The organism is Gracilibacillus caseinilyticus (assembly GCF_022919115.1).
Classification (GTDB): Bacteria; Bacillota; Bacilli; order Bacillales; family Amphibacillaceae; genus Gracilibacillus; species Gracilibacillus caseinilyticus.
Window position 1 is genome coordinate 3,466,302 of record NZ_CP095072.1, and the last position, 15,326, is coordinate 3,481,627.

At 38.0% G+C, this 15,326-nt stretch carries 16 protein-coding genes, 1 pseudogene and 1 riboswitch; of the genes and pseudogenes, 5 read left to right on the top strand and 12 right to left on the bottom strand.

Annotated features, from left to right (window positions below; all coding sequences use genetic code 11):
* Window positions 1-223 precede the first annotated feature (223 nt).
* Window positions 224-2,044, top strand: a complete 1,821-nt coding sequence (locus tag MUN88_RS16570) for a sensor histidine kinase (RefSeq protein ID WP_244716999.1) — start codon at window positions 224-226, stop codon at window positions 2,042-2,044.
* Complete coding sequence (locus MUN88_RS16575; RefSeq protein WP_244717001.1) at window positions 2,029-3,072, top strand: response regulator; 1,044 nt, start codon at window positions 2,029-2,031, stop codon at window positions 3,070-3,072. Before MUN88_RS16570 ends, MUN88_RS16575 begins: the two co-directional genes overlap by 16 nt.
* Window positions 3,073-3,097: 25 nt before the next feature.
* Here the strand turns inward: MUN88_RS16575 and MUN88_RS16580 are convergent, their stop codons facing one another.
* From MUN88_RS16580 to MUN88_RS16595, 4 genes are all read right to left on the bottom strand, one after another.
* Complete coding sequence (locus MUN88_RS16580) at window positions 3,098-5,848, bottom strand: CBM96 family carbohydrate-binding protein (protein ID WP_244717003.1); 2,751 nt, start codon at window positions 5,846-5,848, stop codon at window positions 3,098-3,100.
* A gap of 428 nt (window positions 5,849-6,276) precedes the next feature.
* Entirely contained in the window at window positions 6,277-7,338 is a 1,062-nt protein-coding gene (locus tag MUN88_RS16585; RefSeq protein ID WP_244717005.1) for a hypothetical protein, read from the bottom strand.
* On the bottom strand, window positions 7,335-7,745 hold the full coding sequence (locus MUN88_RS16590) for a hypothetical protein (protein ID WP_244717007.1): 411 nt from the start codon (window positions 7,743-7,745) through the stop codon (window positions 7,335-7,337). The genes MUN88_RS16585 and MUN88_RS16590 overlap by 4 nt, the downstream gene beginning before the upstream one ends.
* Window positions 7,742-8,287: an RNA polymerase sigma factor gene (locus MUN88_RS16595; RefSeq protein WP_244717009.1), complete on the bottom strand. Its 546-nt coding sequence runs from the start codon at window positions 8,285-8,287 to the stop codon at window positions 7,742-7,744. Before MUN88_RS16595 ends, MUN88_RS16590 begins: the two co-directional genes overlap by 4 nt.
* A 148-nt stretch (window positions 8,288-8,435) precedes the next feature.
* On the opposite strand from MUN88_RS16595, the gene MUN88_RS16600 reads away from it, so the two are divergent.
* Window positions 8,436-9,560: a CAP domain-containing protein gene (locus MUN88_RS16600; protein WP_244717011.1), complete on the top strand. Its 1,125-nt coding sequence runs from the start codon at window positions 8,436-8,438 to the stop codon at window positions 9,558-9,560.
* Between the two features lie 27 nt (window positions 9,561-9,587).
* Here MUN88_RS16600 and MUN88_RS16605 read toward each other — a convergent pair whose 3' ends face one another.
* From MUN88_RS16605 to MUN88_RS16630, 6 genes are all read right to left on the bottom strand, one after another.
* Window positions 9,588-9,908 (bottom strand): YckD family protein, encoded by a 321-nt coding sequence (locus MUN88_RS16605; protein WP_244717013.1) that lies wholly within the window; start codon window positions 9,906-9,908, stop codon window positions 9,588-9,590.
* Between the two features lie 69 nt (window positions 9,909-9,977).
* Window positions 9,978-10,247 (bottom strand): YkgJ family cysteine cluster protein, encoded by a 270-nt coding sequence (locus MUN88_RS16610; RefSeq protein WP_244717015.1) that lies wholly within the window; start codon window positions 10,245-10,247, stop codon window positions 9,978-9,980.
* A complete protein-coding gene (locus MUN88_RS16615) occupies window positions 10,153-10,704 on the bottom strand; it encodes a hypothetical protein (RefSeq protein WP_244717017.1) in 552 nt (183 codons plus the stop codon). The genes MUN88_RS16610 and MUN88_RS16615 overlap by 95 nt, the downstream gene beginning before the upstream one ends.
* Window positions 10,705-10,751: 47 nt before the next feature.
* Complete coding sequence (locus MUN88_RS16620) at window positions 10,752-11,546, bottom strand: energy-coupling factor transporter transmembrane component T family protein (RefSeq protein ID WP_244717019.1); 795 nt, start codon at window positions 11,544-11,546, stop codon at window positions 10,752-10,754.
* A 5-nt stretch (window positions 11,547-11,551) separates the two neighbouring features.
* Window positions 11,552-12,982 carry an ABC transporter ATP-binding protein gene (locus tag MUN88_RS16625; protein WP_244717021.1) on the bottom strand — a complete coding sequence of 477 codons (1,431 nt, stop codon included), beginning with the start codon at window positions 12,980-12,982 and terminating at the stop codon, window positions 11,552-11,554.
* 1 nt (window position 12,983) lies between these two features.
* Window positions 12,984-13,577: an ECF transporter S component gene (locus MUN88_RS16630; protein WP_244717023.1), complete on the bottom strand. Its 594-nt coding sequence runs from the start codon at window positions 13,575-13,577 to the stop codon at window positions 12,984-12,986.
* A gap of 102 nt (window positions 13,578-13,679) precedes the next feature.
* A riboswitch (TPP riboswitch) is annotated at window positions 13,680-13,786 on the bottom strand.
* A 197-nt stretch (window positions 13,787-13,983) separates the two neighbouring features.
* Between MUN88_RS16630 and MUN88_RS16635 the strand changes: the two genes are divergently transcribed.
* Window positions 13,984-14,229 (top strand): DNA alkylation repair protein, encoded by a 246-nt coding sequence (locus tag MUN88_RS16635; protein ID WP_244717025.1) that lies wholly within the window; start codon window positions 13,984-13,986, stop codon window positions 14,227-14,229.
* 18 nt (window positions 14,230-14,247) lie between these two features.
* Window positions 14,248-14,400 carry a small acid-soluble spore protein P gene (locus tag MUN88_RS16640; protein WP_244717027.1) on the top strand — a complete coding sequence of 51 codons (153 nt, stop codon included), beginning with the start codon at window positions 14,248-14,250 and terminating at the stop codon, window positions 14,398-14,400.
* A 72-nt stretch (window positions 14,401-14,472) separates the two neighbouring features.
* Here MUN88_RS16640 and MUN88_RS16645 read toward each other — a convergent pair whose 3' ends face one another.
* Window positions 14,473-15,036, bottom strand: coding sequence for a DUF4256 domain-containing protein (locus MUN88_RS16645; RefSeq protein ID WP_244717029.1), 564 nt, complete (start codon window positions 15,034-15,036; stop codon window positions 14,473-14,475).
* A 91-nt stretch (window positions 15,037-15,127) separates the two neighbouring features.
* Window positions 15,128-15,271: pseudogene (locus MUN88_RS16650) on the bottom strand (SAM-dependent methyltransferase); the annotation flags it as partial.
* Window positions 15,272-15,326: the final 55 nt, after the last annotated feature.

Below are 15,326 nucleotides of genomic sequence, written 5' to 3' on the forward strand. Positions count from 1 at the left end.
AGCTTACAGAAATTAAAGCCACGATGGAATGGGTTTTTTTTATTTACTTGTCCTTTTTTGATCTTAGTAAGAAAAACACATGACTCCTTGCTAAATAACTTCACCAGAATAATACTGAATAAGACATGGATAAGCTATTGTATACATATATTAGTTATTACTATTCACTACTTTTCCCCATTATTTAAAGCAATTATTTTTAATAACAAGGGATGTGTCATAAATGCATACACATTCAATTAAGAAGAAGCTTTTTTTAATCTTTACCTTTTTTGTCTGTTTACCGATCTCGATCATCGGCATGATATGGTACGAATCCTCCACGAATACGATTGAACAAGAAGCAATCCAATCGAATAAAAAATTAATTCAACAAGCAAATGAGTACTTGAACATGTATATTAAGGAAATAGAAAATTCTACTTATCCTTTTATCACTAATCCTCAGATTCAGTGGTATATCAATAATGACAACCTAAGTAAATATGATTCTTTTATTCTGTCGGAACAAATAGAATTGGAGCTATTCACGCAATTGATGAACGGCAGGTCAGATATTGTCGGTATATCTTTGGTCAGCCAAAAACACAGCCAGATAAATTTCTATCAGAGCAAAGAGTTACTAGATATGGACCGGATAAGAAATAGAAATGATAATCTTTTTAACAACGGGAAGGATATGGACAACTTTAACGTAATAGGATTGCGAAAAATTGGTTCCCAGCCCGTTATTACCGTATCGAGAAAGATCCATAGCACCAGTTCTTATCTATATAAAGCTTTATTAATTATAGATATTAATCTGCATCAACTCTCCACAATCAGTGATAATCTGTCTATTGAGAATTCTAATGTTCTAATAATGGATGATACCGGACAAACGATTTTTCATACAGATCCAGATCGAATTGGGAAATATGTTGATACCTCATTAAAAGAGCGGTATATATCGAGTGAAAGTGATGTGTTTACAACGACGAAGAACGATGAGAAAGAAATTCACATATATGAGCAATTCAAAGATACGGATTGGGTATTAGTGGCACAGCTCCCCCATAACAAAATTATTGGCGATTTAGTTCAAATGAGAACGATAACGATTATATTAGGTGCATTTATCGTAGTCGTAGCACTTACGGTATTTGGAGGGTTCGCCTTATCACTCACTGGTTCACTCTCCACTCTTCAACGTATGATGAAAAAAGTAGAATCAGGAAATTACACTGTTCAGAATACGGGGATGAAGGGACGACGAGATGAAATTGGCAATGTATTTCGAAGTTTTAACGCGATGGTAAATGAACTGAAGAGACTGCACGAAGAAGTGCATATAGCGCAATTACAAGAAAAACAATTGCAGATTAAACAAAAAGAATCTGCACTTCGAGCAATGCAGGCACAAATTAACCCACACTTTCTCTATAACACGCTTGGGATTATTAATTCCCATGCGATCCTGGATAATAACATGGTGATCAGCAAAATAACTACCTCTTTAGCGCAAATGTTTCGTTATAACCTTAGTGAGGCACGACAAGTAGTGCAGCTAAGAGAAGAGATGAACCATATCCATTCGTATTTAGAGATCCAACAAGAAAGACATCGGCATTTGACTGTAGATATCCAAATCGATGATCAATGTCAGGATTCTATTTCTTTAATACGCTTTTCCCTTCAGCCATTAGTAGAGAATGCCTTTTTACATGGCTATCAAAAACGCAAATTGAAAGCCACCTATATTGGTATTCGAACGTATAAACAAAAAGAATACTATGTTATTCAAGTAATTGATAAAGGTTATGGCATTCAGCCCGATATTAAAGAGGCTTATAACCAGGCTTTTACAAATCTGAATGAGCAACTCATCCATGATTATGAAAAAGAATATAAAAGTATCGGATTATGGAATGTGCATGAAAGAACACGCTTAGCGTTTGGTTCTCCTTATGGATTACACATTAAAGAATGGAAGGCAGACAGAGGAACCATCGTGGAACTTAGACTTCCTTATCAGGAGGAGGATAAAGAATGTACAATGTTATAATAGTAGATGATGAACACATGATTCTATTAAGTTTACAAAAGCTGTTGGAAGGGTTGGAAGATAAATTTTCTATAGCAGGTGTAGCTGAAGATGGCCAAGAAGCATTGCATTTACTTGATAACCACTCCATCGATATTGTCATTACAGATATTTGTATGCCAGAAATGGATGGGCTTGAGTTGATAGAAAAAGCCAGAAATATAGATTCAAAAATAAAGTTCATCATCATTTCTGGCTATGATGATTTTAGTTATGCTCAAACAGCTATTCGTTTTGGGGTTTCTGACTTTATATTAAAGCCTATCGTGCCCGATCAAATACTCTCTATCATGGATAACATGTATAGCCAGATGCAAACAAACAAACGTTCCTATGCCGAGAATAATGATTGGATATTACTTCTCGAAACTTATAAGAAAGAACTTGTTGAACATATTTGGACATTTAATAAAGCAGAAACTTTTGAAAAAATAAACGATGTTGTTGAAGGGCACAACCGGATCCCTAATCACCCACTGTCTCTTTCGCAATTATTGGAGGATCTTTTAAGAGATATAGAAAATGAATTAATAAATAGAAACCCAAACTTACCTAACCTGCTACCTGAACAAATTACATGGTCTAATATGATGACTGATACGACGGAAATAGCAAAACAAGCGGTTAGTCGTATGATAGATTTTGTTCAAGGCAGCAGAAATTTAGGTTCACGTCAAAATATTTTAAAAGCTGTGGAATATATAGAAGCGTATTTTGCATCGCCAGATTTTTCCTTACAAGAAGTGGCTGATTATATCGGCGTTTCCGAGTCTTATTTCAGCCGTTCTTTTAAAGAAGAAATGAACATTAGCTTTATTAAATACGTTATCCATATCAGAATGGCAAAGGCGAAAGAATTAATTCAAAACGCTGACATGAGCATTACGAAAATCGCATTTGAAGTTGGGTTTAGCGATTATCCGCATTTTAGTAAATCATTCAAAAAGTATTATGGTCTGACACCGAACGAATACCGTAAGCAGCTTTAGCACCTGCCATATTGTCAGAATACATTTATTGTATGACCAGATAAGCAGGATTTTTGTTTTCTTTACTGTCTATCATGATCAGACTGTCTTTTGCGGCTTGGTCAGATAATCTGAATGATGCCACTTTGTCTTCCATTTGACTGTTAATAAAGTTTGTTACATCCATACTGTACCATCCTGCATTGGAGACATCGATCGATCCTATAATGGCTGAGTCATTTAGAACAGGTTGATTATTCCACGTGATACTGTTTTCCATCCAGCTATCCGTACTCAGCCCCGCTATCGTTACAGGCAAATTGGTAACCGACGCACTAGTATAAAAATACAATACTGCTGATGTTATTGCATTGCCTGAAAAACTAGAAAGGTCAAATTTGAAGAAACCGAGTCGATCATAATAATTTGATCCTGATACATCTTTGATTTGAATAGCTGTATCTGCACCGAAGTTCATATCTGCATAACTTCCTCCACGGACATGGGCGTCTTCCGCAACTGTGTATATTTCCTGAGACCATGTTGTGGACGTTTGGTGCGGATGATCATATGCTTGTGCCCAATAATAGCCATCTGCTACGATCCTTCTCGGTTCAAATCCTATCTCACCCCAATTTTCCACTACGGATTCACTCATAGCGAAAGCAGTCCCTTTTTCATCTGTTGTAACGCTAATATATTTTCCTGCCATATGCGTAAATCGTCCATGAACTTCAGCCTGAATCCCTTCTAGCGTGTCTTTGTCTACGACTTGCAGTGTTACATTACCCTTGCTTTCATTATAACTAACATCCATACTATCAATAATCATCGGTTTTAATGTCGTATCGTCCGTAACGGCAGAGGCTTCATCAGAAATAGGACCGATGTTGCCTTGGACATCCACCGCAGCTACTTTATAGTAATATTTCGTATTCGGAAGTAAACCATTGTCTGTATAGGATAACCCTCTTGCTGTTCCTGCCAGATTACTATCGTCCGGTGTAAAATCACTGGAGGTACTGCGGTAAATGTTGTAAGATTCTACTTCGGTATTATCGAATGCTCTTCCGTATTCTATACCGATACTTTGAAAATCAAAACCAGTAGCGGCTGGATTTTCACTGATTGCTGAAGGAGCAGTTGAATCTGCAGGCGGTTCCCAAAAATAACCGTTTGGTCCCCAGGCAGACGGTAATGCTCTGATTTCATCATAATGATGCAGTGCAATACCTCCGAAGGCTTCTTCTCCATTAAAAGCTTGATAAACCTTATCTAATTCTGCTTCCATATAAGTTCGACCCTCTTCACGGAAAGAAATCGTCTCTGGATCCCCACTATTGGCAATATCTTTTGTTTCTACACCTATAATGACAGAGTTTGGTTTTCCTATAAGATTTGCATAATCTATCTCACTTTGTGCGTCTGGTATGATACCTGGACTATCATCTGCCACATCCCAGTAATCCATAATCGAAATATAATCAGCAATGTCCTGGATGTGTTGAGACATCCATTTTGTATCGCCGTTCCAATCTATATTCTCAGCACTAGAAGAAGAATCATACCATCTCGGAATGGCCGCACCTACTAATAGATTATATCCTGCCGTATCACGTCGTTGCATGAGCTTTTCAAAATAGTCTAAATATTGTATCTGTACGGAGGGATAGGCTGATTTAAAATCTGGTAAAATATAAGGCTCTGTATCTACATTTACTCCGTCAAATCTCTCGTTTGAAGAGGAAGAAATATTATAATTAAGAACTTTTTCGAATTCTTTAATGGCTAAATCATGATACCTCGTGTAGGCTCCAAAATAAGGTGGATTGGTCCCGCCTGCAATGAGTGCATGTATTTTATAGCCACTATCATGAGCCCAGCTCACAAAGTCTCTTACTTTTTCCCTTTCGTCTTCCAGCATATCCATTCCGTTAAATGTATCGACACCAAAATAAAGTGTTGTAATCGGATCCTGATCAAATGTAGTGGTATCTTTCGCCATTGCATCTAAAACTTTTCTTGAACCGGGATTAAGAAGTAAATTATAGCTAGCCTTCTCCCATATCCACATCGAACGGTCCTGATCTACTGCGGATGTGGTCTCATTCGTTCCCTCTCCTACTTTTACATAAGTTGTCGAGCTTTTTCCTACATTACCTCGGGAATCGATTGCTCTTGTTTCTATACTGCTTGTTTTATCACCAATGCCAGACGTGTCCCACTTGTATTTATAGTGTTTATTATTTAAAGAAGCTTCTTTCCAAGCACCTCCATTCATTCTTACTTCCACACGCTTTATATTATTTTTGGCTTCTACTGCAATCTTTATATTAACATTGCCCTTGACACTACTTCCGTCAGCTGGATAGTCAATAGAAACAGTTGGAACGTTTGCTGCAGCATTATCTACGTTTACATGAAGAATGGACCATGCATTGCTTCTGGACACAGTATCCTGCCCCTTGACCATTAGCTCTATTTCTCCATCATAATTGGAGGTGTCCAAATCATAATACCAGATACCAGTATCGTCACCATTAGGATCATCCGTCTGCACTTTCACAATCTTCTTACCATTAATCACTATTTCCATATTATAAGTCTTCGTATATGTTCCAGAAATGCGTTCCACTCCAACAGGTACAGACTGCCCCTCAACATGAGAGTCAATGGTAATTGCTGACGATGCATGGACAGTATGTGCTTGAAGAACCATAAAAAAAAGTGAGAATGCGATCAAAAGAATCATCAGAGCTAAACTTCGTACGTTTTCCAGTTTCATTTTACCCAACATAAAACGAACCTCCTATCTTTTTGAAGCGCTTTCAATAAAGTATACAGACGAAACAATATATTGAACATGTATTTATTTGTTGTACTTGTTTTCTTTTGTTCGAACGTTGCAGTATTTCGGAAAAATAAAAAAAAGAACTAAACCCGCCCAGTTTTTATTAAACTTTATCATACATAAAGCTACCTATAATACGGATTATGTAAAGTGGAATTGTTAAACGATTTGGTTATTTTGAAATGTTTTATGTGCTTAGCAAAGCTCCGGAAATAAGCTCCTCGTCCTGTGGGGCACGAAGTGGTTGGCGGGAGCGGTATCCCTGCACATGTATCATTTCAAAATGATCACTAAGCAGTTAGTTGACATAATCCGTATTATGAGAACACAAAAAAGCACCCCATAACCACTGGAGTGCTTTTACTGGAGACTGTTTATGATTTCTTTTTCCGGTTCATTAGTGCGAGCTTCATGCCGCCTCCAATCAGCAATAAACAGACGATGCTAACTTGGAAATAGGAGTTATAGTAATGCCAGAAATTATTGCCTAGCAGATTACCCAGTACTGGAAGAAGCACATGATCAAATAAATAAAATAATCCAAGTACGACTAATCCAATACCGAGCCACTTTTGGTTGTTCTTAATATTCTTAAAGATCGGCACGTCTTCCACGTTTTCATATTCCATTCGATTTGCCGCTTGCATCGTATCAAAGAAACTGTAAAACCAGACGATCGGAATCAGGAATAAGAAGAGTGATAAGTGTAATACGTCTAAAATATAAATAGCAGACAAGAATACAGCCATCAACTGAAGCCCACGCTTCTGCAAGCCAAGGTACAAGTGGCCAGCACCTGGGAAGATAGATAAAATAACGGCTAAAACACGGCTTTTGTTTTCACTATTTCGCGCACGTTCAAAATCATCTAATATCGTTTTATCTTCTAATACTTCGCCAGCTTGTTTGCGATTTAGAAGTTGAATCACATCAAATAAACTATAGACCCAAATAATTGGCAGGATTAATAAAAAGATTAAAAATACACCACTGGTTAAGATGCTGATAAAGAATACAATGGTGATGATTCCGATAAAAGCTGATAATAGCGTAAGACCGCGGTATGTTAATCCTATGTAAAAATGGCCAACACCAGGAATAACGGAAAAAATAATGGTCTTCACTCTTTCATTATTGAGATTTGTCTCGTGATCATCAACTTGTGCATTCCCAACTCCAGTTGGTTTTGCATGTAAAATCGTGACGATCATATCGAGGAAATTGATGAACCAAATGATAGCTAGTAAAAGAAACATTAATATATAAAATTCACTATAACCAACAACCCCCGTAAATGCTGAGAATAACGAAACAAACACCCCACCGAAAAAGGCTAACATATATATAATTCCTCGGAATATACGGCCCCAATAAATATGACCAAACCCTGGGAAAAAGCTTAAGAAAAATGCTAATACTGCAGATTTGTTATTCATTCCTTACCCTCCCCTTTTAATTTTTCGATCCATTGATCTGTTTTTAACATTAGATGCTCTGAAATAGATGGCTTTTGTTCCATTTGTTGATCGTTTGTTGCTTGCATCACACCTTGGAAAACCCCAGATACTGTTAGAAGCACTGTGAATCCAGCGGCTATCGCATAATGAATGAGTGCACGATTTGTTCGATCCTTCGAAGGTGTTACGACAGTTTTGTTCATGTGTTGCATGAATGTATCGGTAAAATCAGAAGATGGTGCGGCTTCATATGTTTGTTCGTCTATAACAATAAGATATAATTCCATACAGCTGTCACACGTTAATAAATGATCTTCCATTTCCTTTCTATTATCGATAGTTTGTTCTACATACGCGATAACTTTTTCTTTCGAAAGATGGCTCATCTAAAATCTTCCTCCTTCCAATTTTCCTTCATCCATTTTCTGGCTCTGTACAGCCTGGTCTTCACCGTCGTTCCTTCCAGACCATAACGATCCGCTATTTGTTTATAGCTCAATTCCTCGAAGTAATACGCATGGACCACTAATTGAAATTTAGCAGGCATCTGCTTGATCCGCTGTTGGATAATAGTGAATTGATCTTTAGCCATCACCTCTTCTTCCACATTCAACTTCTTGTCTACAGGGTGAAAAGCTTCAAACGTATGTAATTCTTCCCGCTTTCGTTTCCTCTGGCGCTGATGATCAATTGCTTTATGCAAAGCGATTCTTGATAACCATGTTTTAAACCCTTGATTCTGATAAGTTGGAAGGGCATCGAGCATTTTGATAAATGTTTCCTGTGCAAGATCCTCTGCAATTTCTTGGTCACGAACGACACTATATGTTACTTTAAAAACATGGTGCTGATAACGTTCTACGATCATCCGAATTGCATGTTGATTACCAGCTTTCATTTTATCGATCAGTTTCGTCTCATCAATCATGCTCTCCCCCCTTCTATACGACTACACCATAATGGACGACACCAAGGAATAAAAAGTATACAAAATTATTCAAGTTTTTAATGCTTAAATTTTTCCAGATCGTGCTATAATGGTTACTATTAGATAACAAGCAGTCAGGAGTGAAAAATTGAGGAAGTTAAGAGCACTTATATCCTTGCTACTTATTGCTGGTATAGTAGGCTTTATATATAGTGATGACTATCAGGAAAATGGCATAAACGGTGTCTGGCAGCAATTAACCACCGATGTAGATAACATTAAAAATAATCCGCAGCTGTTAAGTACGATTGAAACGATGAAGTACAAGCTTGAGGATGTCTTCGAACGATTGACTGAATCGAATACAGAACCACCTGTACCATCTGATGCGGAAAAACCCGAACTCACAGCGCCAAGCGAACAATCGTTCTCGATCCATAATATCGAATTGTCCCAGTCAAAAGCAAGCGTAACGGAGCAATTAGGAGAAGCGAAACGACAAAGTCTGAATGAATATGGCGTTGATTGGTACAGCTATCATGACAATTTTCAAAATTTCCTTATGGTAGCCTACAATGAGCAAGACCAGGTAGCTGCTCTGTATACCAATCAGGATTTAATCTCATCCACAAAGAATATTACACTTTCAAGCAACAAAACAGACGTTCGCGATGCGTTTGGAGAACCATTAGATTCGATTCGAAAAGGTTTTACCCGGTATAAAATAAATGATAGTGAGGAGCAAGATACGTTCCTTATTGATGAAAGTTATGTTACTTTCTTCTATGATGTCCACCAGGGTAACCAATTAGCAGCGATTCAGATTGTTGCGAAGTCATTAGAGAATCAAAAGCAGGATTTCTTCGGTGGAACGGGTGACTCCTTAAAAGAAGGATTCGAATACCAATTATTTGATCTGACAAATGCATCCAGAGTCAAGTTCGGTCTACCTGTTCTGCAGTGGTATGAAGAAGCACGAACAACCGCTCAAAACCACAGTACCGATATGGCCGAAAATAATTACTTTGGTCATAACAATCTCGACGGTCAATCTCCATTTGATCGCTTAAAAGAGGACGGTATTTCCTTCCAATTAGCTGGTGAAAATCTGGCAGCTGGTCAAGCGAGCAGTATCTTTGCACATCAAGGTTTAATGAATTCGGAAGGTCATCGAAAGAATATATTACATGCTGATTTTCGTCTTATGTCGGTAGGTGTTGCCATGAAAGAGGATGGTCAGCCTTTCTATACAGAGAGTTTTATCACGAAATAAAGCTTACCCGCGGGTAAGCTTTATTTTTTACTCTTTATCTTTTTTGTGATGATGTTTGTGATCCCACTTCGGAACAAATTGATTCTCTTCGAGCATTTTGTATTTCCTATCAAGATGCTCGAGAATATTCTTCCCTTTTTCCTCCGTCAGCACGCCATATTCCACATACTTATTAATAATTGTTTTTTCTTTTTCTACCAATTCCTGCTGTAAGGTCTTCATTTCAGCGATTTGTTTATCTGTTAACGTTACATCGTTCGTTTCTGCTTGTACAGGTGAAATTGTGATACCTGCCAGCAGCGACATCATAAACCCAGCGATTAGCCATTTCTTCCATAATCTAATCATGCAATCACTCCTTTTACTCTTAGTGTGACGTAAAGCCCATCATTTATACGAAAAAAAGGAGTGGAAAAACTAGACGGTTGTCATCCAATTAATTAATAAATCTTCCTGATACAAATCATCAGGATACTGTACCATCGCAGTGTCTTCCTCAGCATATAAATACTGTAATAATTCATTAAATGCACCCATGTACTCCTGGTATAGAAATTCATAGCTGATCGTTTCTTTCGGCATTTCATTGTTCTTACATACAGCAGGATCCGTATAATTCACATAGGTTCTGCATGGCAATGGCCTGATTTCGTATGCAAGACATTGATTGGATTCTGTATCGAGCATTACACAAGGAAGCCCTGCTTTTTTTATAATTGTATTTAGCATCAGCGTCAGATACTACGTCCAGTTTGCCTAATTTCTCTACCTTCTGTCCATAAGTCTCATAGTATTGTTTGATATGATCGTTAATCTTGTTTTTACGGGATGCAGGCAACTGATCAAACGAATTCCGAATTATTTTCGCCTCCATTTTATTAATAACAATCGGGAAATAGCAGCAGAACGCACAGCCCATTTGACAAGTCGGTTGCAATGAAACGGCTGCTTCCATCTGTTCCATCTCCATCGATACAGCTTTCATCAATTGCTGGTATCCCTCGATTATTTTCTGCTTAGTGGGCAAATCACTATCTATCAATTGATCAACTACCTGGTAAAACGTTTCTTCATCTATACTATATTTTTCATTTAACGCCGCACATTTCGTTAAAATTTCATCATATGTTACATAACTCTCCATTAAGATAAACTCCTACTAGTTTTGATATCTTCAACTAGTATAACAGATCACCGCACATTTTCTACTGGAAATAGTGAAAATTCCATACTGATATACAAAGTCGCAAGCATCCACATGATTAGCAGACAGACAAATAGAAGATCGTGCAGAGAAATCGACATTTTGTAATAAAAAGTTCTAGCCGTTTGTTTGGTAAATTGTTTGGCTTCCATTGCGACAGCGATTCGGTGTGCTCTTCGAATACTTTGTGCCAGTAATGGAATACTGTATTGTTTCACTTTCTGATACATGCCTTTAACGCCTCGTGGAAATACGACTCCTCTTACTCTCATGGCTTGTCGTAATGTTTGGAATTCTTCGAGCATAATCGGCAGCATACGAATGCCGGCCATGAAACTATATGCATATGCTGGCTTTACTTTCATTTGCTGCATCACAGAATAGAACAGATAGACCGGTCTGGTTGTTAAAGCAAAAATCAGACTTAAAATCCCAAACACCGTACTTCTTAATCCTAAGTGGAGTCCACGATAGAAGCTTTCTTCTGTAATATGAATCAGACCAAACTGATACCATGTCGTCTCCCCTTCGCCAAAAAAGATCATGGCAGTAGCTGAGGACACGAATATTATCACTAATGGCAACGCCAGCAATCCGATCACTTTCCCCGTATGCCCAGTAGCAAATAAATAAATCAGGGTGGCGCCGATTATAAAATAAAGAAGAAAATTGGGATTATGAATAAATAATAAGCCAATAAATAATGATAGAAAAGCGATTAATTTCATACTAGGATTTAATCGATGCAGCCATGTTGCCTGATACGTTATCTCTCCGATCATTTGTCTCACCCTTCACGTTGAATTGGCAATGGATATGCCGTCATTTCCTGAACTTGCCCCTCTTGCACGCGCCATTCTCTTGTCGCAAAATGCCTGACAATTTCATTTTGATGGGTAACCATCACAATCGTTATCCCATTTTTGCGACATGCGTCTAACATATCGAGCATGGCAAAAGTGTTTTTAGCATCCTGTCCGAATGTAGGCTCATCCAGGAGTAAGACATCAACATTAGCGATCGTAGCAGTAGCAACACTTAACCTTCTCTTCTGCCCGACCGATAATTCGTATGGATGTTGATCTTTGACTTGAAATAAGTGATATCTTTTTAAGTGCTGTTCAATTGTTTCAGGAAGCACTTCCTCTTCACTATTCACTAAGGATTGAGCCAGCTCCTCATACACAGAATTTGCAATAAATTGTAATTCCGGATTTTGAAAAACATAGCCCATTTTCTGATAGTTACAATTCGTTGATTTCTCTGACAAATAATAATAGATATTCCCTTTTGTACGAATCAATTGCATGATGGCAAGTAATAGTGTGCTTTTGCCAGAGCCATTCTCACCAGTAACTGCCAGCCAGTCCCCTTGATAAATGGTTGCCTTTTCCACTTCCATTTTTAACTTTTTCAGATGGTAACCTTTTAAGGAGTCGAGACGAATTACCGGCAGATCTAGTATATGCGTAGAAGGTTTGGGATTGGCTCGTTGCGCAAGAAAATCATGCCAAATTTTCGGATACCAAACACCATAACGATAAAGCTTCTCGCGAAATTTTGTGAAAATGGCTTCTGGTGTGTCATCTCCCAGTATATTGCCTGACTCATCTATCATGATGACTCGATCCACAAAGGATAAAATATGCTCAATTTTGTGTTCGACAATGATAATGGTTTTATTGGCTGCCACTTTTTTTATCGTATCCCACACATCTACAGTACCTTGATCATCTAACATTGCGGTAGGTTCATCCAAAAAGATTACGGACGGCTCCAACGCCAGAACGGTGGCAATCGCAAGTCGCTGCTTCATACCACCTGATAAATGTTGAATCGGAATATGATTGTCAGCAAATGATAAGCCGACTTGCTCGAGATACTTGGTAATCAAATCTGGCATTTTTTCACGAGCGACACCTCGATTTTCAAGAACAAACGCTATTTCCTCATCGACATATGGCATACAAAATTGTGCATCCGGATCCTGAAAGACAATACCGTAAGCATCAGGTAAAGTACGAGATTGATATTTCAATGGAATTTCAATAACCTCTGGAATTAACCCGGCTAATATTTGCATGATAGTTGATTTACCGGAACCCGAAGGACCAATCAGTAAGACCTTTTCCTCCTCTTGGATGGATAAGGAAAAGTCGTTGATAATCGTCCTTGACTGGCCAGGATATTTTGCTTTTAAGTGATTAATTTCGATCATACTAAGACCCCGTTTCTTCATCGGAAAAGTGATAATCTTTTTCTGATAATGGCCGGATCATCTTGGTTACTCCTGTTTTATCCAATGCTAAAACTAAATAATAAGCAAAAACGCCAGTAATCACGATAGCACCGATCGTTCGATTGACGATTAACAACGTAACATTCCACCATGCTAACGTATCGATATAGCCATAAAACACATCCAGTATTAACGAACCTATTGTAGCGCCGACAGCCGCCAGACAGGTGACGAACAATCGATAGCTTTTGTAACGAACCATCGCAAACACAAGTTCACAGCCTAGTCCTTGCAAAATGCCATAAAGTAATAATGAAATCCCCCAGGAGCCCCCGAATAGAAATTCCCCCTGAGCTGCCGCCACTTCTGCTAATAAGGCAACACCCGGCTTTCGAATAATGAGGAAAGCAACCGTAGCCGCCATAAACCACATACCATATACAAGTTGATCGACATGCAAGCCGACCACAGATATCACGCTGTACACTGGTCCCCATACTCGGTAAATCACACTAAAAATAAAAGCAATGACAATCGTAATTAAAATGTCCACCAATGTTAACTTTTTCTTCATGTACTCCCACTCCTTCTACATATTTGTTATCCAAAGCACAAAAAAGCCACCTTCTCGCACGCAAGAAAGTGGCTATACTTATACTTATTCAAATCATATGTATAGGAATAGTTGCCACTTCCCTACGCTGGTATAAACCAGATCAGGTTCTAAGGGTCTTAAAGTATCACTTTAATCTCAGTCTTGTTAAGACACCCCTAGTGGATGTGTTTCGTATATTAATTTCGACTTTATCATATCAGATTTTTCCAGATTGTCAAGAGCATACCCATATTTATTGAAATAATAATCGTACGACGTTTCAATCTTTCTCAAAATATTGATCAGTATAATTTGTCACTAATGAGAAAAAATAAGCTAACATTGCAGGCAGTCTTAATGGAGAAAATATTGGGAGGGATTATAGATGACGCAGCCTTATAAATGTCCAAAATGTAAAACGAACCGGTCTCGCTTTAATGTGATTGAGCAAGTGGCAAAGCCGGTGAAATTAGACATGGATACCGGAGAAATAGTAAATGATTACGCAAAAGAACCGCTCGAGATTTTTCACATCGCCTACAATGGGCCAAACCAGAGAATACAGTGTGGTGTATGCGGATTGATTGAAAATGAAGAAACCTTTATTAAATATGCTAAATCACTAAACTGATGAAGGAGGATAACTATAATGGCTAAAAATCGAAAAGGACCAAAACAGTCTGAACAACCTGATTTACCAAAAAGTCCAACTCAGCCTTACGGAGAACCGATGGCAGGCTCTCATAAAGTAAAGAACCAGAATCATTCTAGACAAAAACATAATAAGTCGCATGATATGTAATTTAGTAAAAATTAATAAAGTGGTTAGTGTAACAAACTCGCGAATTATGTTACACTAACCCCCTCTTTATATTCAAACTCTACATGAGCCTCGAAAACCTCTGGCAGCATAATAGGAGTCTGCCCCATTATGATAAGTGAATACGGTATCATAACGACGATCACAAAAGATCGCCCCACCGCGATTTCTAATTTTCTCAGGTGTTTTTACCCAACTGGATGTTTTCTTATCGAATTCACCTAGTTTTTGCAACTCTCGATATTCTTCCTCTGTTAATAGTTCAATGCCCATGTCAGCGGCCATATCCACAGCCGTATTTTCAGGTTTGTGTTTTTTCCTCGACTCCAGTGCTTCTCGATCATAGCAAACACTTCTGCGACCTTTAGGACTTTCAGCGGAACAGTCGAAAAATAGGTATGCCTTTGTGTTTTCGTCAAATCCAACGACATCCGGTTCACCGCCTGTCTCTTCCATTTGGTTAAGCGACCACAATCTATTCGGATCAGCTTCCAGCTTGGCTTCAATTTTATCCCAATCTAATCCTTGATGGCGTTCCGTATTTTTTTCAAAACGGTCTTTCAACAAACTTATTAATTCTTCCCGTTTCTCAAGCGACAATTCATTATTTTTGGTCAATTTCTTTTTCTCCTTTCTAAAGATCATTATATGCCTCGTAGAAATAGTAACATAATTATGAATAATAGCGCTAAAGGCCGAATGAAAATTTTTAGTCGCTTTTAAACTTTACTGCTCTCGTAGCAATAAAAGTTTTGATATGTTCGTCCAATATTATGCTACCACCAAAATCATCTTCATAAAAATCAATTATCGCAAAACCAGCGACAATTTGTCCTTGAATTTGATCGTACAAGAAAAACAACTAAACGCTGTGATAAGAGTAATATAGCTAATTATACTGTGCATTC